Genomic DNA, 20783 nt, shown 5'->3' with positions numbered 1-20783 from the left:
TTCATTGCTACAAAAACATCTATTTCTCCTTGACGAAAAAAATATACCCGAGCGCTCCAAAATACCGTCCTATTTTCTATCATCACCCCCTGAATTTATTATATAAAGATAAGATTTTTGCAACCAGCATCATTCGTTCTCTTTTTGGCGGCTCCGAGATGGATAACGCCCAAATTCGCGGACAATCTTCTTTTCCCATTGTCGACACGATCAGGGCCGATGCCAATCCGCCTCAGAAAACGCGCTTTCCCCGATCAGCAAATCTTTTTTTGAAATAACAAAATACATTTTTTTTAAATTTTACATATTAAAGGATTGACGCTTAATGGAAACACTGATATGATTAGGGTGTAGGAACTTGTCGAATATTGACGAATAAACGACAAAACTATTCTATTTGGAGAGGAGAACCGAGACAATGAAATCGACAGGAATTGTGCGTAAAGTGGATGAGTTGGGTCGTGTCGTCATTCCGATTGAACTGCGCCGCACCTTGGATATTAACGAAAAAGACGCCTTGGAAATTTACGTTGACGATGACCGCATCATCTTGAAAAAATACAAACCAAACATGACGTGTGTGGTCACAGGAGAAGTGTCGGACGACAACTTTAAACTGGCTGGCGGAAAGATCATTTTGAGCCGCGAAGGCGCAGAAATTTTGCTGCAAGAAATCCAACAACAATTGGAAACGGCCGCTGGCAAAGAAGAATAAGGTAAGAGTTTCTCTGGTTTCAGAGAAACTCTTTTTTTTCTCGCTGTTGGTGATAGGTTTGGTAAACGTCACGTTTCGACATATTTCGGTCATCGGCCGCTTGTTTGACCGCTTCCTTGAGAGAGAGGCGATGTTCGCGAATATAATAATCGACATGTTCGACAAGCGAAAGCGGCTGCCACCACGCTTCCCCGGCTTGGCCCTCCTCTTTTTCGCCCGTTCCTCCCTCCACGATCAAACAAAATTCCCCGCGAATGTCCGCCGTCTCCACCCAAGCAACTGCCTCGCTCAAATCGCCGCGAATAAACTCTTCAAACCGTTTCGTCAGCTCACGGCCAATGGCGATGCGCCGCTCGCCAAACATTTCGTACATCAGGGCAAGCGTTTCCTTCAAGCGATGAGGGGCTTCATAAAAAATAAGCGTCTCCGTCGCCGCCTGTAACGACTGCAGCTGTTCCCGCTTCTCTTTTTTTGTCCGCCCCAAAAAGCCGACGAACAAAAAGCGGTCCGTCGGCAGCCCGGAGGCGACCAATGCGGTCAAAGCTGCATTGGGGCCGGGAAGCGGAACAACGGAACAGCGCTCAGCGAGCGCCGCCGCGATCAGCTCATACCCCGGGTCGGAAATACCCGGCATGCCCGCATCGCTCACCAACGCGACCGTTTTTCCTTCTTTCAACCATTCGACAAGCTGCCGGCCGCTGGCGTACTTATTATGCTCATGATAGCTCACAAGCGGCGTATGAATGTCGAAATGGGCGAGCAGCTTTTTCGTCTGCCTCGTGTCCTCCGCAGCGATCACATCCACCTCCCGCAGCGTTCGTACCGCACGAAACGTCATATCTTCCAAATTGCCGATCGGCGTCGGAACGACATACAGCGTTCCCCGTTTTGGCGATTCGGCAAAACTGGTTTGTCGCCAAAGCATTCTGTTCCGCCCCTTTACCATCGTGATGAAAGACCGCCTGTCAATCGAGCCCGGTTACGAAATGATGCCGGATAAGATCCCCTTGATCTCCTCAGTATATTCATTATCCTCGCCGTAAACGACCAGCGGTGGCAGCACCTTTACATCCGGACTCGCATCTTTCGTTCCTTCGATTAAAATCATGTTGGCCTCTTTCCCGGCTTTGGGATAAACAAAACGAAGCCTCTTCGGTTCCAGCCGGTATTGGCGCATCAACGTCACCAAATCAAGGAGACGCCCCGGTCGATGGACGAATGCCGCCTTGCCGCCTTGCTTCAACAACTGGCTGCTGATACGAACGACGTCTTCCAATGTACAATAAGTTTCGTGGCGAGCAATGGCCATATGTTCATTTTTGCTGAGCTCATCTTTGCCGACCATCGGAAAATACGGCGGATTGCACGTAACAACATCATATCGGCTGTAACCGATGCGTGACGGCGCCTCTTTAATGTCGCCATGAATGATGCGAATGCGATCTTCCAGCCCGTTGTACCGCACGCTTCGCCTCGCCATGTCGCAAAGCCGTTCTTGGATTTCCATGCCGATGATCGTCCCTTTTGTTCTCCGGCTCAACAACAACGGAATGACCCCATTGCCAGTACATAAATCGACAATCTCTCCCTTTTGAATCGGCATATAGACAAAATGGGCGAGCAGGACGGCATCAAGGGAGAAGGAAAATACGGATGGACTTTGAATGATGCGGAGCTCCTCATTGAACAAATAATCGAGCCGTTCATCTTCGCGCAGTTCCACCGTCATACATCTTCCTCCATTGAAAAAATAACCTTTCCAAAGCGGAAAGGATGGCGTTGCTTTTATTTTTTGTTTAAAAACGACAAACAAAACAAACAATCACCATCTGTGCGGACACTTCCATAATGGACATGGCAAATGTGGAACCCCTCTTGGTAAAGGCGAGCTAAATTGTCATATCCTTCACCGATGTCGATCAACTTTTTGCCATGTTTCGCCCCTTTCCGCCTTCCCTCTTCCCACGCCTCCGACAGCTCTTCGAGGCGCCGGCGCAAATGGGCATTTTCGATCTGGAGCTGATGGTTTTCCTCCAACAGCTCCGCAACCCGTTGTTTCAACTGCACAAGCTCGCGGTAAAAATGGCTGAGCTGCTCTTCCATGTTCGTTACCGATTGAAACACTTCCTGTTTATCTACTTTTTCCACCTAGCCCCACCCCAACTTAATCTGCCGCTCGAATGGACAGCGTTCCGTTCTTCATCAACTCATCCAGCGTATACTCAACAACCCGGCCGTGTTCCGGCAGTTCGATTTGCAGCACCCGCTCTAGAATGTTCAAACCGACCACTTTGCCAAACCCGTACGGTGTCTCGACGTATTCCCCTAAATCCGGGAGCTGTTCTTTCGCCGTTTCATACTCTTCGCTCTCGTATTTCAAACAACACATCAACCGTCCGCACAATCCGGAAATTTTCGTCGGATTGAGCGACAAGTTTTGGTCTTTGGCCATTTTGATCGACACCGGCTCAAAATCGCCAAGAAATGTCGAGCAGCAAAGCATGCGGCCGCACGGTCCGATGCCGCCGAGCATTTTCGCTTCATCGCGCACCCCGATTTGCCGCAATTCGATGCGCGTGCGGAAAATCGATGCCAAATCTTTCACCAGCTCGCGAAAATCAACCCGTCCGTCTGCTGTGAAGTAGAAAATCACTTTATTGCGGTCAAACGTGTATTCCACATCGACAAGCTTCATTTCCAGCCCATGCTCTTCCACTTTGCGCAAGCAAATATCATACGCTTGCCGCGCCGCCTTTTTATTTTCTTCCACGATCCATTTGTCTTTTTCATTCGCGACACGAATCACCTTTTTAAGCGGCAGCACAATATCGTTTTCATCGACTTGTTTATTGGCGATAACGACTTTGCCATACTCAATCCCGCGAGCCGTTTCAACAATGACAAATTCGCCGACGGGAATGACAAAATCGCCTGGATCAAAATAATAAATTTTCCCCGCTTTTTTAAAACGGATGCCGACGACTGTATACAACCGTTCTCCCTCCTTTACCGCTTTAATTGAAGAGCGAGCTGCTCGACAAGCAGCACCGTGCTCATATTCGTTGTATGGAAACGCGCCTTCGCTTGCAAAATGGCTTCCATGCCGTCCAAAATCCGACGCTGCGGGCAAGTGAGCGCCCATTGCTGCAAACGTTCAAGTTGGTCGCTGTATAACAAGCCGTCCGTCTGTCCGGCCTGGATATGCAACAAATCGCGATACAGATAGAAAAGCAACTGAAGTCCCAAGTCAAGCTGATGTTTTTCGGAAAAATGCGGAATCCAGCGGTCATTCACAAAAAACAGCAGCTGTAGCTCCGGTTTGCTGAGCATCTCGTATAATTGTAGCACTACTGTTCGAGCCTCGGCAAACCAACGATCTTGGCTGAGCGCCAACGCCTCGTCATCGCTGTTTGTCAAATGGGCAGCAAGCAATGCCAACGGCAACGGCACCCCCTCGCCGACAAGCTGATCGGCGAGTTCCGATGGCGGCAACGGCCGAAACGAAAACACTTGGCAACGGGAAATCACCGTTTCCAGCAGGCGGTGATATTGTTCGGTCAGCAACACCGCCACCGTTCCCGGATGCGGTTCCTCCAAAAACTTTAGCAGGCTGTTGGCGGCGCTTGTCGTCATTTGTTCAGCGTGCTCCACAATGTACATTTTTTTATCCGACTCGACCGCCGTTTTTGTAAACTCTCGCTGCAGCCATTCAATTTGCTCTTTTTTGATCGTTTCCCCATCCGGACTGATCACCCGCACATCCGGATGATTGCCTGAATCGATGCGACGGCAGTTGCGGCATTGAAAACATGGAAAGACGCCAGACGGGGACAGGCAAAACAAACTTTTGGCCAGCAGGAGGCTCGCCGCTTTTTTTCCTGTCCCTCGCCGCCCTTCAAACAGATAGGCATGGGAAATCCGTCCCTTTTCAAGCCCACTTTGCAGCATTTTCGCCACGACCGGCTGCCGCTTCGCTAACTGTTCCCACCGCATCGTCATCACTCTTTTCCCCTTTTTCACTTTCTATTCTATCATGTCCGCTCATCATCATCACGGCCGGATTCATGGAAATCACGCTTTCATCTTCCTTTCAGGCGAGCGAGCACCACTGCTGCCGTTTCAGCGAAAACATCATCAAGCGAGCGGCTCGCATCAATAACAACAATCCGATCGGCAAATCGCTCAACCAACCGCCGATACCCTTCCCTTACTTTATCATGGAAAGACAACGCCTCAAGATCAAGCCGATTGACCTCTCTCGCATTGTGTCGAATTCGCTCGAGTCCAATGCGCGGATCAAGATCAAAGTAAATCGTCAAGTCCGGCATATGCCCGTCAATGGCAAACTCGTTGATTTTCCATACTTCTTCGATGCCAAGACCGCGGGCAAATCCTTGGTAAGCAAGAGAGCTGTCAACGAACCGGTCGCAAAGAACGATGCACCCGGCTTCAAGCGCCGGAACAATCCTTTCCAGCAAGTGCTGCCTTCTCGCTGCTGCATACAACAGTGCCTCCGTGCGCCCATCCATTTCCGTGTACTCGCGGTTTAAAATGAGCGAACGAATCGCCTCAGCGATGCGGACCCCTCCAGGCTCTCTCGTTGTTAAGACGGCCCTGCCCTGCTCCCGCAAAAACCGTTCGAGTTTGCTGATTATCGTCGTTTTCCCGGCCCCCTCCGGCCCTTCAAACGAAAAAAAGCATCCGTTCATCGTCGTCGCCTCCTTTCTACCCTTCCCATTCGTATACAACGAGCTTCCCTTCCCGGAGCTGGCTTCCTCCTTGCCAATGCGCTCGATGGCGGAGAAGTTCACGAATTCGCGCAATATGGATCGAACCGACCCGCTCCCCAATCCAAACGAGCGGCACCCCCGGAGGGTATGGGATTACCGTTTCCGCCGCCACACGCCCTTCCGCTTCCTCTAAAGACACCGCCTTTTTCCGTGCATGACGCAATTTCTCGTACGAAACGACACTTGACAATGGCGAATCGGACAACATGAACGAACCAAACGTCGGCTCCTCGCCTGTAGGCAATTGCCGCCATGCCCGCTTCATTCGTTCTGCTGCTTCACGAAGACGCCCTGTCGCCGCCAACGGACAAACAAGCAACACATTGAACGGATCAGCCAGCTCGGCAAACACTCCTTGACGCTCGAGCTGTTGCTGCAGTTCATACCCTGTCAACCGACAGCGCGTCTGCACCGTCACCTTTAACAAATCGGTCTGCACGCCAGACTGCTGCGATGACACCACGGCCACTCCATCGATGTCATCTATGACAGCCTTCAATTCTTCCACTTCAGCAACGATCGCCGCCACATCGTCTTTCGTAAGTTCCGCCACATAGTTTCGCGCTAAGTCAAGCGACGCCATAATCGGATAGGACGGGCTGCTTGACTGAAACAGTTGCAAAAAATATTTCAACCGCTCGATATCAACCTGTTCACTGTTCACGTGCAAAAAAGCCCCCATCGTCATGGCGGGCAGCGTTTTGTGCGCCGATTGTACGACGATATCAGCGCCGCATGCCAACGCTGGTTTAGGAAACGGGCAACCGGCGACAAAGTGGGCGCCATGAGCCTCATCCACCAGTACAGGAATGCCCCGTTCATGAGCCAAACGGACAATCTCTGTCAAATCAACGGCCATTCCATAGTAATTCGGGTTGGTCAGCACAATGGCAACCGCATCGCTATGCAACGCCAACGCTTCTTTGATGCGATCGGTGCGAACGTGGGAGGCGACACGCACATGGGTGTCAACTTCCGGTGAAAGAAGAACTGGAGTCGCTCCCATCAGTTGCAGCGCATGCATAATCGACTTATGGCAGTTGCGTTGCACAATCACTTTCTGTCCCTTTTCCCGACATACAGCGGCGATCATAGCCAAATTTCCTGCCGTTGATCCGTTCACAAGAAAAAACGTCTCCCGGGCGCCATACAGCTCAGCTGCTAACGCCTGCGCCTCGGCAATGACCGACTCCGGATGATGCAAATCATCAAGTCCAGCAATCTCCGTAGCATCCAATGCCAATAACGGCAGAAACATAGTCTTCGCTTTTTTTGAGAACACCGTCCCATATTTATGGCCCGGCACATGGAAGGAAACCGGACGCTGTGTCCAATGATGCATGAGGGCATCATATAAAGGCGTTCGTGACTGATCCATCATCAACCTCTTCCTTTTCATCTAAAAACATGAAATGCATCATCTTTCCCGTCCCCCGCTTTGATCAACAGGGACACTTCTTAGAAGAAAACAAGAGCGGCCGTACTTTTCTCAAAAAACGTTCGCGACCACGTTTTGTTCTCTATGCTAGCTGAAAATGACCGACCAAGGCACCGTTTTCTCAAGAAGAAACCGTTCTCGCCAAAGAGGAACGAGGGTGAATACTAAGAATAATAGTAACAAGTCTAGTACGCCCATACAAGAAAAATAGGCCTGATACACAAAACAGGCCCTTGTTATGAATAAATTTTCGATATGAACATTTTTCGCAGCTGCTGCACATAAAATGAATAATTCGGATCATCGGGATCCGTCTGTACGATCGCCTTGTTGCAATCTAGACAAAGAAAATGGCCGAAAAGAAAAATGCCTTCCTTTTTTTCCTGTTCACATACAAGGCAAACCGCCTCACGCTGATTTCCGCCTGCCGCCGACGCTCTCACACTCTCCACCTCCCATCCTCTATGTTTCCCCCATTTCTACCGTTCTATACTGCTAGCAGTTGAAAATAGTAGTTGAAAAGATACGTTACCTTGATTTCTCACGTTCCTGTAAAAACAAAAGCAGCTCATTGCTTATTGTGTGCAATGAGCTGCCTTCAATTGCCTAGCAGCGACCTACTCTTGCAGGGGCGCTGGCCCCAACTACCATCGGCGCTGGAGGGCTTAACTTCCGTGTTCGGGATGGGAACGGGTGTTTCCCCTCCGCTATCACCACTAGGCAAGCGATTCCGTTTTTCATCAATCATTATACCAGAAAATCAATTCCTGTCAAGAAGGAACTCATTCCTTCAAAACTAGATAACCGTCGGAAGAAGCCGCGTATCACACTGTCTAGCTCCGGCCGCCATCGGCTCGCGACGCTTCGGTCCTGCTATGGCGGCATAGCCTCCTCGCAGGCCCTCCAGCGCGTTTCGCCGATCGGCGGGGGTCCTCCACTTTTCTAGGTTAAGCCCTCGATCGATTAGTATCCGTCAGCTCCACGTGTCGCCACGCTTCCACCTCGGACCTATCGACCTCGTCATCTTCGAGGGATCTTACTCGCCTAACGCGATGGGAAATCTCATCTTGAGGGGGGCTTCACGCTTAGATGCTTTCAGCGCTTATCCCGTCCGCACATAGCTACCCAGCGGTGCCCCTGGCGGGACAACTGGTACACCAGCGGTGCGTCCATCCCGGTCCTCTCGTACTAAGGACAGCTCCTCGCAAATTTCCTACGCCCGCGACGGATAGGGACCGAACTGTCTCACGACGTTCTGAACCCAGCTCGCGTACCGCTTTAATGGGCGAACAGCCCAACCCTTGGGACCGACTACAGCCCCAGGATGCGATGAGCCGACATCGAGGTGCCAAACCTCCCCGTCGATGTGGACTCTTGGGGGAGATCAGCCTGTTATCCCCGGGGTAGCTTTTATCCGTTGAGCGATGGCCCTTCCATGCGGAACCACCGGATCACTAAGCCCGACTTTCGTCCCTGCTCGACCTGTCCGTCTCGCAGTCAAGCTCCCTTGTGCCTTTGCACTCTCCGAATGATTTCCAACCATTCTGAGGGAACCTTTGGGCGCCTCCGTTACCTTTTGGGAGGCGACCGCCCCAGTCAAACTGCCCACCTGACACTGTCTCCCACCCCGCTAAGGGGTGCGGGTTAGAATTTCAATACCGCCAGGGTGGTATCCCACCGTCGCCTCCACCGAAGCTGGCGCTCCGGCTTCTTAGGCTCCCACCTATCCTGTACAAGCGATACCAAAATTCCATATCAGGCTGCAGTAAAGCTCCACGGGGTCTTTCCGTCCTGTCGCGGGGAACCTGCATCTTCACAGGTAGTATAATTTCACCGGGTCTCTCGTTGAGACAGCGCCCAAGTCGTTACACCTTTCGTGCGGGTCGGAACTTACCCGACAAGGAATTTCGCTACCTTAGGACCGTTATAGTTACGGCCGCCGTTTACTGGGGCTTCGGTTCGCACCTTCGCTTCCGCTCAGCGCTCCCCTTAACCTTCCAGCACCGGGCAGGTGTCAGCCCCTATACGTCGCCTTTCGGCTTCGCAGAGACCTGTGTTTTTGATAAACAGTCGCTTGGGCCTTTTCACTGCGGCTCTTCCAGGCTCTTCACCCGAAAGAGCACCCCTTCTCCCGAAGTTACGGGGTCATTTTGCCGAGTTCCTTAACGAGAGTTCTCCCGCGCGCCTTAGGATTCTCTCCTCGCCTACCTGTGTCGGTTTGCGGTACGGGCACCTCTTCCCTCGCTAGAGGCTTTTCTTGGCAGTGTGAAATCGGGGACTTCCGGATGACTCCGTCGCCATCACAGCTTGGCCTTCCGGCCAGCGGATTTGCCTACTGGCCAGCCTCACTGCTTGGACAGGCTCTTCCAGCCGCCTGCTCGCCCTATCCTCCTGCGTCCCCCCATCGCTCCAACGGGAAGGAGGTGGTACAGGAATCTCCACCTGTTGCCCATCACCTACGCCTTTCGGCCTCGGCTTAGGTCCCGACTAACCCTGAGCGGACGAACCTTCCTCAGGAACCCTTAGGCTTTCGGCGCAGAGGATTCTCACCTCTGTTTTCGCTACTCATACCGGCATTCTCACTTCTAAGCGCTCCACCAGTCCTTCCGGTCTGGCTTCTCTGCCCTTAGAACGCTCCCCTACCGATGACCAACGGTCATCCCGCAGCTTCGGCGGCACGTTTAGCCCCGGTACATTTTCGGCGCAGAGTCACTCGACCAGTGAGCTATTACGCACTCTTTAAATGGTGGCTGCTTCTAAGCCAACATCCTGGTTGTCTTCGCAACTCCACATCCTTTTCCACTGAACGTGCACTTGGGGGCCTTAGCTGGCGATCTGGGCTGTTTCCCTCTCGACCACGGATCTTATCACTCGCAGTCTGACTCCCGGGCATAAGTCGTTGGCATTCGGAGTTTGACTGGGTTCGGTAACCCGATGAGGGCCCCTAGCCCAATCAGTGCTCTACCTCCAAGACTCTTACACCCGAGGCTAGCCCGAAAGCTATTTCGGGGAGAACCAGCTATCTCCAAGTTCGATTGGCATTTCACCCCTACCCACACCTCATCCCCGCACTTTTCAACGTGCGTGGGTTCGGGCCTCCAGCCGGTGTTACCCGGCCTTCACCCTGGACATGGGTAGATCACCTGGTTTCGGGTCGACGACGACGTACTTCACGCCCTGTTCAGACTCGCTTTCGCTGCGGCTCCGCCTTCCCGGCTTAACCTCGCACGCCATCGTCACTCGCCGGTTCATTCTACAAAAGGCACGCCATCACCCATGAACGGGCTCTGACTACTTGTAGGCACACGGTTTCAGGTTCTCTTTCACTCCCCTTCCGGGGTGCTTTTCACCTTTCCCTCACGGTACTGGTTCGCTATCGGTCACTAGGGAGTATTTAGCCTTGGGAGATGGTCCTCCCTGCTTCCGACGGGATTTCCCGTGTCCCGCCGTACTCAGGAGCCGCTCGGGAGGGAACGAAGTTTCGACTACAGGGCTCTCACCTTCTCTGGCCGGCCGTTCCAGACCGGTTCGTCTACCCCGTTCCTTTCTCACTCCCACAGTGAGCGGTCCTACAACCCCAAGAGGCACGCCTCTTGGTTTGGGCTGTTCCCGTTTCGCTCGCCGCTACTCAGGGAATCGCGTTTGCTTTCTTCTCCTCCGGGTACTAAGATGTTTCAGTTCCCCGGGTGTGCCCTCCATGCCCTATGGATTCAGGCATGGATCCTGCCCCATTACGGACAGGGGGTTCCCCCATTCGGACATCTCCGGATCGACGCTTGCTTACAGCTCCCCGGAGCGTTTCGGCGTTTGCCCCGTCCTTCATCGGCTCCTAGTGCCAAGGCATCCACCGTGCGCCCTTTCTAGCTTAACCTACAGCGTCTCGGCTTCTTCCTTTGCGTTTCCGGTTATCTAGTTTTCAAGGAACGATGGAAATGGTGGAGCCTATCGGGATCGAACCGATGACCTCCTGCGTGCAAAGCAGGCGCTCTCCCAGCTGAGCTAAGGCCCCTTCATCGAGATGGGCCTAAGTGGACTTGAACCACCGACCTCACGCTTATCAGGCGTGCGCTCTGACCAGCTGAGCTATAGGCCCATAACCAATATCGTTGTGTCGAGGAATCATGCTCCCTCAAAACTAAACAAAACCACAAGCGCCTCTGTGTGAACGATCCATCGTTGTCTTGCTTCCGCTTTTCGTATTGGCTAGCTCCGGCCGCCATCGACTCGCGACGCTTCGGTCCTGCGGCGGCAGCAATAGCCTCCTCGCAGGCCCTCCAGCGCGTTTTGCCGATAGGCGGGCGACCTTCGCTTTTCCCCTTAGAAAGGAGGTGATCCAGCCGCACCTTCCGGTACGGCTACCTTGTTACGACTTCACCCCAATCACTTGCCCCACCTTCGGCGGCTGGCTCCCGTCAGGGTTACCGCACCGACTTCGGGTGTTGCAAGCTCTCGTGGTGTGACGGGCGGTGTGTACAAGGCCCGGGAACGTATTCACCGCGGCATGCTGATCCGCGATTACTAGCGATTCCGGCTTCATGCAGGCGAGTTGCAGCCTGCAATCCGAACTGAGAGCGGCTTTTTGGGATTCGCTCCCCCTCGCGGGTTCGCTGCCCTTTGTACCGCCCATTGTAGCACGTGTGTAGCCCAGGTCATAAGGGGCATGATGATTTGACGTCATCCCCACCTTCCTCCGACTTGTCGCCGGCAGTCCCTCTAGAGTGCCCAACTGAATGCTGGCAACGAGAGGCGAGGGTTGCGCTCGTTGCGGGACTTAACCCAACATCTCACGACACGAGCTGACGACAACCATGCACCACCTGTCACCCTGTCCCCCCGAAGGGGGAACGCCCAATCTCTTGGGTGGTCAGGGGATGTCAAGACCTGGTAAGGTTCTTCGCGTTGCTTCGAATTAAACCACATGCTCCACCGCTTGTGCGGGCCCCCGTCAATTCCTTTGAGTTTCAGCCTTGCGGCCGTACTCCCCAGGCGGAGTGCTTATCGCGTTAGCTGCAGCACTAAAGGGTGTGACCCCTCTAACACTTAGCACTCATCGTTTACGGCGTGGACTACCAGGGTATCTAATCCTGTTTGCTCCCCACGCTTTCGCGCCTCAGCGTCAGTTACAGGCCAGAGAGCCGCCTTCGCCACTGGTGTTCCTCCACATCTCTACGCATTTCACCGCTACACGTGGAATTCCGCTCCCCTCTCCTGCACTCAAGCTCCCCAGTTTCCAATGACCCTCCACGGTTGAGCCGTGGGCTTTCACATCAGACTTAAGGAGCCGCCTGCGCGCGCTTTACGCCCAATAATTCCGGACAACGCTCGCCCCCTACGTATTACCGCGGCTGCTGGCACGTAGTTAGCCGGGGCTTTCTCGTGAGGTACCGTCACCGCGCCGCCTTGTTCAAACGGCGCTCCTTCGTCCCTCACAACAGAGCTTTACGACCCGAAGGCCTTCTTCGCTCACGCGGCGTCGCTCCGTCAGGCTTTCGCCCATTGCGGAAGATTCCCTACTGCTGCCTCCCGTAGGAGTCTGGGCCGTGTCTCAGTCCCAGTGTGGCCGGTCACCCTCTCAGGCCGGCTACGCATCGTCGCCTTGGTGAGCCGTTACCTCACCAACTAGCTAATGCGCCGCGGGCCCATCCGCAAGTGACAGCCAAAGGCCGCCTTTCAACCAAAGACCATGCGGTCTTCGGTGTTATCCGGTATTAGCTCCGGTTTCCCGGAGTTATCCCGGTCTTGCGGGCAGGTTGCCCACGTGTTACTCACCCGTCCGCCGCTGACCAAATAAGAGCAAGCTCTCATTCGGTCCGCTCGACTTGCATGTATTAGGCACGCCGCCAGCGTTCGTCCTGAGCCAGGATCAAACTCTCCAAAAGAAAGTGGATTGGCTTTGTAAGCTTCGGCGCCGACACCAAACGTGTCAAGCAGCCTCCGCTTTTCGGATTGTCTAGCTCCAGCGCCTGGCTCTCTTCTGCCAAATAACCTCCCCCCTCGGGGTGCAAGCACCCCTCTGGGTGAAGAACATTTGGCTTCGAGAGCCGATCACGGCGCTTCCGCTTTTCGGATTGGCGCTTGGGTTTTGTTTAGTTTTCAAGGAGCATGAGCGATATCATCTCGCACACTTTTATTATTATAGACATCCATCAAGTCATTGTCAAGATGTTTTTTGTCGACAGCGACGTTATTTAATATACCTAACAATGATCAAAAAGTCAATGGTTTTTTATAAAAAAAATGACGTCCCTAAAAAAGTAAGGAGACGTCTCTTTCTCTCCATCACAAAACGATTCGTGTTCCATCGTTTCTTTATATTGGATTTTGCCCTTTCGCTACAAGAATGGCCTTTCTCCTACAAAATATACTGATCAATGACAATCAACGCTGCTGCTCCGGGAAGACCGAGAAACCCGCAAATGAGTGAAGTGATGAAATTGATCGGTATATGAACGCTGAACTGTCCGCCGATGGCGTTGATGACAAACAATGCAAGCGCGCCGACGAGCAGCCGAACGGCAGCGTAACCGATCAAGCGGAGCGCTTTAAGGCGGGCGCCAACAATCAGCAGCATTGTGATGAATACCAATAACAAAGGAATCACAACATTTGGCTCCAAAGACTCAACCCCCTTTTTTCTACGCTTGTACTACAAACGTATGAACAGCGGGGGAAAAAAGAACAAAAAATATAGCGAAGGGCACATTCTTTTCATCAGAAGGAAGGTTTGAGAAACACTGTTGGAGAGCGGTATTTCTCCTTCAATCACCGGCCTTCCATGGTTTCAGGCGTTTCTAACCCCTCGGCTGCATTTCAGCCCTAGTAGTGGGCGCTCAAAGCCGTCTAACCGGAAGAAACGATCACCAACGATTTCCACACCGACATCACCGGCTTCTCCTATGCTCAGCGACGAACCGCTCCGCGCATAGGATGGAACCGATGGACGTTTGTCACGCGGCGGTGCTTTGCCTCGCGGAGAAGAAACAAATATTTGGCCTCGGCGAGTTGCAGCGCGCTCCACACTTCTGGTGACGGGTCGACACTTTTTTCGATGAGCTGCTTTTGCTCGAGCCATTCGTCTCTTGCCTTTTGCAGTTCAGCTAGCAGCTTTTCATCAAACTGTCTCTTTAGTTTCCCCTTTCGCCGCCAAAGCAAATCGATCCCCACCTTTTTTTCTCTATAGTTCGCGACGCCCTTCCAACGCCTTTGACAGTGTCACTTCATCCGCATATTCCAAATCACCGCCAACAGGCAAGCCATGAGCGATGCGAGTCACTTTAATCCCCGTTGGCTTCAACAGGCGCGAGATATACATCGCCGTTGCTTCTCCCTCAATGTTTGGGTCGGTTGCCAAAATGACTTCTTGAATCGTTTCGTCCTGCAACCGCGCCAATAGTTCGGCGATTTTAATATCTTCCGGACCAATGCCTTCCATTGGGGAGATTGCGCCGTGCAAGACGTGATATAAGCCGTTGTATTCTTTCATTCTCTCCATGGCGATGACGTCTTTCGGATCCTGTACGACACAAATCGTTGTTCGATCCCGACGCTCATCTTTGCAAATGTAGCAAGGATCGCGATCGGTGATATGCCCACAAACCGTGCAGTAACGAATCTGTCTCTTGACGTCAACAAGCGCTTTGGCAAATTCAAGCACGGTATCCTCTTTCATGGCTAACACATGAAAAGCTAGGCGGGCAGCCGTTTTTGGGCCGATCCCGGGCAGTTTCATAAAGCTATCAATCAGTTTGGATAGCGGTTCTGGATAATGCATCGTATCCCCCTAGAACAATCCTGGAATGTTAAGCCCTTTTGTAAACTGCCCCATCATATCATTGGCCAGTTCATCCGCTTTTTTGAGGGCGTCGTTTGTCGCTGCTAAAACCAAATCTTGCAGCATTTCAATGTCATCCGGATCGACCACTTCTTCTTTAATGTTTACCTGTAAAATTTGTTTATGGCCGTTGGCGATCACGGTTACCATGCCGCCCCCGGCTGTGCCTTCCACTGTTTTTTCCGCCAGTTCTTCCTGCGCCTTTTGCATTTCTTTTTGCATTTTTTGCATTTGCTTTAACATTTTTTGCATATTGCCCATTCCGCCACGCATCATTTTCACATCCTCCTTTGGTCGGTTATTCTTTCATTTCGATCAATTCCTCGCCAAACAGCCGCTTTGCCTCAGCGATCAACGGCTCCTCCTCGCTTTTTTCCGCTTTGGCTTCTTTGTTGCGGATAAACTCTTCCCTTATTTTTCCCCATTCCTCTTCCGGGATAGCGATCATTTCAAAGCGCCGATGAGTCAGTTCAAACAAAATGGCTTCAACGTTTTCTTTGACCGAGCTTGCTGGATCGGTTGCCATTTTGCAATGGATTTCATATTTAAATTTTAACACAAATGCCGAGGCATTTGCCGCAACAGGCTCGCTTTCTTGCAGGAGCGCGGCATGCGATACTTTGTGCTGCCGCTTTAACGTATCAAGCACATCCGCCCAGCGGCCTTTCACCAGTGCCAAATCTTCGTGCGTCGCTTGCTTCAACAGCTCATAAATGCGGCCGACTGGCGCTTTATATCCCCCTGCTTTCACCGCTTTCACCGGTTTTTTCGTTGAGGCGGGAGCGGATGAAGAAACGGACGATTGTTCCTTTAGACGGCGCAATTCTGCTTCTAGCATGTCCAGTCGCTTCATCAACGGTTCAAGTTCGGAAACAGAGAGCGCCGAAGCGGCGGATGGCGAATGACAAAGCTTCACAAGCGCCACTTCCAGCAAAAGGCGCGGGTGGTTCGTCCATTTCATCTCTTGCTGGCTTTTGTTCAGCAATTCAATAGCCCCGTACACATCGTGGAGCGAAATCGTCTCAGCAAGGGAGACGAACGTTTCATCAACAATGGCAATTTGAATGGCGTCTTCGACATGAGGGGCGGTTTTATAGAAAAGCAAGTCACGATAGTACAAAATCAAGTCTTCCACCAAACGATTCGGGTCTTTTCCTTGCTCCATCATCGCCTCAAACTGTTGCAACACTGCGGCCGTGTCTTTCCGGTGAATCGCTTCAATCAAACCGGCCAACACTGCAAATGATGCCGCCCCGGTCATCATCAACACATCGTCAAGCTCGATCGTTCCATCGCTAAACGAGATGGCCTGATCGAGCAAACTGAGAGCATCACGCATTCCGCCATCGGCAGCACGCGCGATAGCGGACAGTGCCTCATCAGATGCCTGCACCCCCTGGGCATTGGCTACGTATTTCAGACGCGACACGAGACCCGATAGCGGGATGCGGCGAAAATCAAACCGTTGGCAGCGGGAAATAATCGTCGCCGGAATTTTGTGCGGTTCAGTGGTAGCCAAAATAAAAATGACGTGTTTCGGCGGCTCTTCCAACGTTTTCAGCAAGGCGTTAAACGCGCCAATTGATAGCATGTGCACTTCATCGATAATGTACACTTTGTAGCGGACCGAGGTCGGAGCGAATTTGACCTTTTCGCGAATGTCGCGGATTTCATCGACACGGTTGTTGGAGGCGGCGTCAATTTCCAACACATCCGGAATCGTTCCGTCTGTGATGCCGAGGCAAGCAGGGCATTCGTTGCATGGTTCGGCCGCCGGAGCCCGTTCGCAGTTGACCGCCTTGGCAAAAATTTTCGCCGCGCTCGTTTTTCCCGTCCCGCGCGGACCGGAAAATAGGTAAGCGTGCGATATTTTATGGTGAAGCAGGGCGCTTTGCAACGTCTTAGTCACGTGCTCCTGGCCAACCATGTCAGCGAAGCGCTGCGGCCGGAAAACACGGTATAACGCTTGATATGCCACGGAAAACGGCCCTCCTCTTCCTCTCATCTTATTTATTATATAACTTCTCGTTTCGATTTGAAATAACAAAAAACCCACTCGTTATGAGTGGGTTTTTTCTTCTATGTAAGGCCGTGCACCTTCTGTCGATTAGCTGCCCCGAGCGTTGCTCAAGCAGTTAGCTCAGCCCAGGCACCCCTGCGGCACATGGGAGCATCCGCTTACTGCTGCTTCCTTCCGGACCTGACAGGGTTCACGGAATCCCATTGCGCAGGACCCAGACGTCAACACCACTTGCTTGAGACAGACCTCACAACAGACTAACCTCGAGAAGGAATTCAGCCTCGCTAGAGCGGATTGCGAGTACAGGGCACCGCTACCTCCCCGCTTAGCACGGCACTATCAGTATAGCTCGTTTGCAGAAAAAAAGCAATGTCACCGAACCGATTTTTCATTGGAACTCCCGCCAACATTTCTCTTCTGTTCCCGCAGCCGGCGGAAAAAATCGCTTAACAGCAAGCCGCACTCGCTTGCCAACACACCGCTCGTCACGCTAGCTTGATGATTGAACCGGCTCTCTTGCAGCAAGTTCATCAACGTCCCGGCGCAGCCTCCTTTTGGGTCGCTGGCGCCAAACACCACCCGCTCAATGCGGGAAAGAACGATCGCTCCCGCACACATGGCGCATGGCTCAAGCGTCACATACAACGTCGCCCGCTCAAGCCGCCATGAACCGATCGCCTGGCACGCTTCATCAATCGCTAAAATTTCCGCATGGGCAATGGCGCGCTGCTCCGTTTCCCGCAAATTATGGGCGCGGGCGATGATGCGGCCGTCTTGGACGATGATGGCGCCGATCGGCACTTCACCGATTTGCTCGGCTTTTTTTGCCTCTTCAATCGCCAACCTCATGTAATACTCATCGTGGTTCATCGTATACCCCTTTGCGCAAACGGTCATTTCTCTTGCCTTTCCATCATAAAATATGGAGAATAAAGACGCAACTAGGAGGGCCAGTATGCAAATCCATGTCATACAGAGCGGACAAACGTTGAGCGGGATTGCCGAGGCATACGGAACGACCGTCGAGGAAATTGTCCGGGCCAACAAGCTCCCAAACCCTGATAAACTCGTTGTCGGCCAGACGCTGGTGATCCCGATCGTTGGCCGTTTTTATTGGGTGCAGCGCGGCGACAGTTTATGGTCGATTGCACGCCGATTCTCGATTCCGATGCAGCGGCTTGCAGAGGTGAACCGCCTCTCGTTAAATGCCCCGCTGCGGGTCGGTCAGCGGTTGTACATCCCTCCCGGCGCCAAGCGGAGAGCGGAATTTAACGCATACATTGAGCCGCGCGGAGCCACGGTCAGCCCGGCACTGGAAGCGAGCGCCCGCGAGGCCGCCCCGTATTTGACCTATTTAAGCCCCTTTTATTTTTCTATCCGGCGCGACGCAACACTGCAAGAACCGCCGCTTGACGACTTTCCCGCCATCGCCCGCGCCAACCGCGTCACGCTTGTTATGGTGGTTGCCAACATTGAAAACGGACAGTTCAGCGACGAGCTTGGCGCCCTTATTTTAACGAATGAGACGCTACAAAACCGCTTGCTCGACAACATTGTCGCGACCGCCAGACGTTACGGTTTTCGCGACATTCATTTCGATTTTGAATATTTGCGCCCGGAAGACCGCGAGGCATACAACGCCTTTTTGCGCAAGGCAAAACGGCGGTTTGAACGAGAAGGGTGGCTAATGTCGACCGCGTTAGCGCCGAAAACGAGTGCGACTCAGCGCGGGCGCTGGTATGAGGCGCACGATTACCGGGCCCACGGGCAAATCGCCGATTTTGTCGTCATTATGACGTACGAATGGGGGTACAGCGGCGGACCGCCAATGCCCGTTTCGCCAATCGGCCCGGTCCGGCGCGTACTTGAGTATGCCATTTCGGAAATACCGGCAGGGAAAATTTTAATGGGACAAAACTTGTATGGCTATGACTGGACGTTGCCGTACGTACCGGGAGGTCCATACGCCCGAGCGCTTAGTCCGCAGCAAGCCATCGCCCTCGCTGCGAGGTATAACGTCGCCATTGAATACGACATCGAGGCGCAAGCGCCGCACTTTCGCTATCGCGATGAGAACGGCCGCGAACATGAGGTATGGTTTGAAGACGCGCGGTCGATTCAAGCCAAATTCCAGTTAGTCAAAGAACTCGGGCTGCGCGGGGTGAGCTACTGGAAGCTTGGCGTTGATTTCCCGCAAAATGGGTTGTTGATCAATGATCAGTTTATCGTCGGAAAGAGGGGAGGATGACGGATAAAAAAACCCGCCGATTGAAGGCGGGTTTTTTTATGGTCGGAAACGGCGGCTTAGTGGGAAGCCGTTCCGAATAGACAATTCTCCTCTTATGCGCGTCAGTATGGCTCTTCATCGCCGTGGCCGAGAATAGGGGGATTGGCGTCCGCCGTTCCTTTCTTCTCATTGCCAACGTCATTCACTATAACACGACCGTAAGGAAAAGTCAATCAATGGCGAAGAGGAATCACCTCTGTTCCCCGCTTAGCGAATGACATCCCGATTCCCCATGTACGGACGGAGCGCCTCGGGAATTACGACCGAACCGTCTTCCTGCTGATAGTTTTCCAAAATGGCGGCGACAGTGCGCCCGATCGCCAGCCCTGAGCCGTTTAGCGTATGCACATACTCCGGCTTTGCGTTCGGCTCGCGGCGGAAGCGGATATTGGCGCGGCGCGCTTGGAACGCCTCGAAGTTGCTGCACGACGAAATTTCCCGGTACGTCCCATAGCTTGGCAGCCACACCTCGATGTCATACGTTTTCGCGGCGGAAAATCCAAGATCCCCTGTACACAAGGCGACGACACGATACGGAAGCCCGAGCCGCTGCAAGATCGTTTCCGCTTGGCGCGTCAATGTTTCGAGCTCCGCATATGAATCCTCCGGCTTGACGAACTTGACGAGCTCGACTTTATTGAATTGGTGCTGGCGGATGAGTCCTCTCGTGTCGCGGCCAGCCGAGCCAGCTTCGGCGCGGAAGCACGCGCTGTAAGCCGCATAGTAAAGCGGCAAATCGTCAGCCGCTAAAATTTCATCGCGATGCAAGTTCGTCACCGGCACTTCCGCTGTCGGAATGAGGAAATAATCCTCGCTGTCCAAATGAAACGCATCTTCAGCAAACTTCGGAAGCTGACCGGTTCCGATCATGCTCGCCCGGTTCACTAAATATGGCGGCCACACCTCTTGGTAACCAAACTCATCGAGGTGAATGTCGAGCATAAAGTTGATTAAGGCCCGCTCAAGACGAGCCCCTAGCCCTTTATAAAACACAAACCGGCTTCCTGCCACTTTGGCGGCCCGCTCAAAATCAAGCAAACCGAGCTGGTCAGCAATGTCCCAATGCGGCTTCGGTGCAAACGGAAACGAGCGTGGTTCTCCCCATCGTCTCACTTCGACGTTATCTTCTTCCGATTGGCCGACCGGCACAGACTCATGCGGCACGTTTGGCATCGACAAAAGAAGACCGTCAAGCTCTTCTTCAAGTTGGCGAATTTGCTCGTCCAATTGTTTAATGTGGTCGCCGACTTGACGCATTTCGGCGATCAACGGTTCAGCGTCCTTTTTTTCACGCTTTAAGACAGCGATTTGTTGCGACACATTGTTGCGCTTGCTTTTCAACTCTTCGACTTCCGCGATCAAACGGCGGCGCTCCTTGTCGAGCTGCTCAAACCGGTCGATGTGGGCCAAGTCCCCGCCCCGCTGCATCAGCTTTTCTTTTACCTCTGGAAATTGAGTGCGCAGTAATTTGACATCCAGCATTTGTTTTACCTCCTTACCCACCATTTATTATACATAAAAACGCTCCCGTCCCAAAAAAGGGACGGGAGCCATCCCGCGGTGCCACCCTTATTGAAGGCTCATCATGCCTTCCGCTCATGCCGATAACGGCGGCTGCCGAAAACGCCTACTGACCGCTTAGGTGTTCAGCATTTTGCTCGAGGATGGATTCACAGGCGCCGCCTGCCGATTCGCACCACCC

General features: G+C 52.8%; 17 protein-coding genes, 2 tRNA genes, 3 rRNA genes, 1 other RNA gene and 1 other annotated feature (1 of these 24 cut by a window edge). Of the genes, 2 read left to right on the top strand and 21 right to left on the bottom strand.

Annotated features, from left to right (window positions below):
- The first annotated feature begins 418 nt into the window (after nt 1-418).
- Entirely contained in the window at nt 419-715 is a 297-nt protein-coding gene (locus NST29_RS00205; RefSeq protein ID WP_033017948.1) for an AbrB/MazE/SpoVT family DNA-binding domain-containing protein, read from the top strand.
- A gap of 19 nt (nt 716-734) precedes the next feature.
- Here NST29_RS00205 and rsmI read toward each other — a convergent pair whose 3' ends face one another.
- The 20 genes from rsmI to tadA all read right to left on the bottom strand — a co-directional run bounded on the left by rsmI (nt 735) and on the right by tadA (nt 17664).
- On the bottom strand, nt 735-1640 hold the full coding sequence (gene rsmI, locus NST29_RS00200; RefSeq protein WP_033017943.1) for a 16S rRNA (cytidine(1402)-2'-O)-methyltransferase: 906 nt from the start codon (nt 1638-1640) through the stop codon (nt 735-737).
- A gap of 54 nt (nt 1641-1694) precedes the next feature.
- On the bottom strand, nt 1695-2444 hold the full coding sequence (locus NST29_RS00195) for a tRNA1(Val) (adenine(37)-N6)-methyltransferase (protein ID WP_033017942.1): 750 nt from the start codon (nt 2442-2444) through the stop codon (nt 1695-1697).
- A 56-nt stretch (nt 2445-2500) separates the two neighbouring features.
- A complete protein-coding gene (gene yabA / locus NST29_RS00190) occupies nt 2501-2863 on the bottom strand; it encodes a DNA replication initiation control protein YabA (protein ID WP_033017941.1) in 363 nt (120 codons plus the stop codon).
- Nucleotides 2864-2879: 16 nt separating this feature from the next.
- On the bottom strand, nt 2880-3707 hold the full coding sequence (locus tag NST29_RS00185) for a stage 0 sporulation family protein (protein ID WP_033017940.1): 828 nt from the start codon (nt 3705-3707) through the stop codon (nt 2880-2882).
- Between the two features lie 14 nt (nt 3708-3721).
- Nucleotides 3722-4714 (bottom strand): DNA polymerase III subunit delta', encoded by a 993-nt coding sequence (gene holB, locus NST29_RS00180; RefSeq protein ID WP_033017938.1) that lies wholly within the window; start codon nt 4712-4714, stop codon nt 3722-3724.
- Between the two features lie 80 nt (nt 4715-4794).
- Entirely contained in the window at nt 4795-5424 is a 630-nt protein-coding gene (gene tmk, locus NST29_RS00175) for a dTMP kinase (RefSeq protein ID WP_033017936.1), read from the bottom strand.
- A 16-nt stretch (nt 5425-5440) separates the two neighbouring features.
- Nucleotides 5441-6883: an aminotransferase class I/II-fold pyridoxal phosphate-dependent enzyme gene (locus tag NST29_RS00170; RefSeq protein ID WP_033017934.1), complete on the bottom strand. Its 1443-nt coding sequence runs from the start codon at nt 6881-6883 to the stop codon at nt 5441-5443.
- Nucleotides 6884-7179: 296 nt separating this feature from the next.
- Nucleotides 7180-7386, bottom strand: coding sequence for a sigma factor G inhibitor Gin (locus NST29_RS00165; RefSeq protein ID WP_033017933.1), 207 nt, complete (start codon nt 7384-7386; stop codon nt 7180-7182).
- 161 nt (nt 7387-7547) lie between these two features.
- Nucleotides 7548-7664: ribosomal RNA gene (gene rrf / locus NST29_RS00160) — 5S ribosomal RNA — on the bottom strand.
- 222 nt (nt 7665-7886) lie between these two features.
- Nucleotides 7887-10814, bottom strand: a 23S ribosomal RNA gene (locus tag NST29_RS00155).
- A 62-nt stretch (nt 10815-10876) separates the two neighbouring features.
- Nucleotides 10877-10952, bottom strand: a tRNA-Ala gene (locus NST29_RS00150).
- Nucleotides 10953-10962: 10 nt separating this feature from the next.
- Nucleotides 10963-11036, bottom strand: a tRNA-Ile gene (locus tag NST29_RS00145).
- A 228-nt stretch (nt 11037-11264) separates the two neighbouring features.
- A 16S ribosomal RNA gene (locus NST29_RS00140) occupies nt 11265-12822 on the bottom strand.
- Together the 16S, 23S and 5S rRNA genes with 2 tRNA genes alongside form the textbook arrangement of a ribosomal RNA operon.
- 473 nt (nt 12823-13295) lie before the next feature.
- The gene (locus NST29_RS00135) at nt 13296-13559 is read right to left on the bottom strand and encodes a pro-sigmaK processing inhibitor BofA family protein (RefSeq protein WP_033018332.1); all 264 of its coding nucleotides are present in this window, start codon (nt 13557-13559) and stop codon (nt 13296-13298) included.
- 284 nt (nt 13560-13843) lie between these two features.
- Entirely contained in the window at nt 13844-14095 is a 252-nt protein-coding gene (locus tag NST29_RS00130) for a YaaL family protein (RefSeq protein WP_033018348.1), read from the bottom strand.
- Nucleotides 14096-14117: 22 nt separating this feature from the next.
- On the bottom strand, nt 14118-14714 hold the full coding sequence (gene recR, locus NST29_RS00125) for a recombination mediator RecR (protein ID WP_033018333.1): 597 nt from the start codon (nt 14712-14714) through the stop codon (nt 14118-14120).
- Between the two features lie 9 nt (nt 14715-14723).
- On the bottom strand, nt 14724-15050 hold the full coding sequence (locus NST29_RS00120; protein WP_033018335.1) for a YbaB/EbfC family nucleoid-associated protein: 327 nt from the start codon (nt 15048-15050) through the stop codon (nt 14724-14726).
- A 22-nt stretch (nt 15051-15072) separates the two neighbouring features.
- Nucleotides 15073-16752, bottom strand: coding sequence for a DNA polymerase III subunit gamma/tau (gene dnaX, locus NST29_RS00115; RefSeq protein WP_033842752.1), 1680 nt, complete (start codon nt 16750-16752; stop codon nt 15073-15075).
- 111 nt (nt 16753-16863) lie between these two features.
- An RNA gene (gene ffs / locus NST29_RS00110) (signal recognition particle sRNA large type) lies at nt 16864-17128 on the bottom strand.
- A 38-nt stretch (nt 17129-17166) separates the two neighbouring features.
- The gene (gene tadA, locus NST29_RS00105) at nt 17167-17664 is read right to left on the bottom strand and encodes a tRNA adenosine(34) deaminase TadA (protein ID WP_033018337.1); all 498 of its coding nucleotides are present in this window, start codon (nt 17662-17664) and stop codon (nt 17167-17169) included.
- A gap of 85 nt (nt 17665-17749) precedes the next feature.
- On the opposite strand from tadA, the gene NST29_RS00100 reads away from it, so the two are divergent.
- A complete protein-coding gene (locus NST29_RS00100; RefSeq protein WP_033018338.1) occupies nt 17750-19042 on the top strand; it encodes a glycoside hydrolase family 18 protein in 1293 nt (430 codons plus the stop codon).
- A gap of 246 nt (nt 19043-19288) precedes the next feature.
- On the opposite strand, the gene serS is transcribed toward NST29_RS00100, so the two are convergent.
- Nucleotides 19289-20563: a serine--tRNA ligase gene (gene serS / locus NST29_RS00095; protein WP_033018340.1), complete on the bottom strand. Its 1275-nt coding sequence runs from the start codon at nt 20561-20563 to the stop codon at nt 19289-19291.
- A 54-nt stretch (nt 20564-20617) separates the two neighbouring features.
- Nucleotides 20618-20783, bottom strand: a binding site (T-box leader) (it continues 54 nt past the right edge of the window).

The sequence above is a fragment of the Geobacillus sp. FSL W8-0026 genome, from assembly GCF_037966255.1.
In the GTDB taxonomy this organism is placed as follows: domain Bacteria; phylum Bacillota; class Bacilli; order Bacillales; family Anoxybacillaceae; genus Geobacillus; species Geobacillus icigianus.
This window is presented reverse-complemented; position numbering and strand designations above follow the sequence as displayed.

Coding starts and splice junctions, on each gene's coding strand:
- NST29_RS00195 (WP_033017942.1), bottom strand. CDS start 2,444: ATGACGGTGGAACTGCGCGAAGATGAACGGCTCGATTATTTGTTCAAT.
- tmk (WP_033017936.1), bottom strand. CDS start 5,424: ATGAACGGATGCTTTTTTTCGTTTGAAGGGCCGGAGGGGGCCGGGAAA.
- holB (WP_033017938.1), bottom strand. CDS start 4,714: ATGACGATGCGGTGGGAACAGTTAGCGAAGCGGCAGCCGGTCGTGGCG.
- NST29_RS00120 (WP_033018335.1), bottom strand. CDS start 15,050: ATGATGCGTGGCGGAATGGGCAATATGCAAAAAATGTTAAAGCAAATG.
- NST29_RS00170 (WP_033017934.1), bottom strand. CDS start 6,883: ATGGATCAGTCACGAACGCCTTTATATGATGCCCTCATGCATCATTGG.
- rsmI (WP_033017943.1), bottom strand. CDS start 1,640: ATGCTTTGGCGACAAACCAGTTTTGCCGAATCGCCAAAACGGGGAACG.
- NST29_RS00100 (WP_033018338.1), top strand. CDS start 17,750: ATGCAAATCCATGTCATACAGAGCGGACAAACGTTGAGCGGGATTGCC.
- NST29_RS00205 (WP_033017948.1), top strand. CDS start 419: ATGAAATCGACAGGAATTGTGCGTAAAGTGGATGAGTTGGGTCGTGTC.
- tadA (WP_033018337.1), bottom strand. CDS start 17,664: ATGAACCACGATGAGTATTACATGAGGTTGGCGATTGAAGAGGCAAAA.
- serS (WP_033018340.1), bottom strand. CDS start 20,563: ATGCTGGATGTCAAATTACTGCGCACTCAATTTCCAGAGGTAAAAGAA.
- recR (WP_033018333.1), bottom strand. CDS start 14,714: ATGCATTATCCAGAACCGCTATCCAAACTGATTGATAGCTTTATGAAA.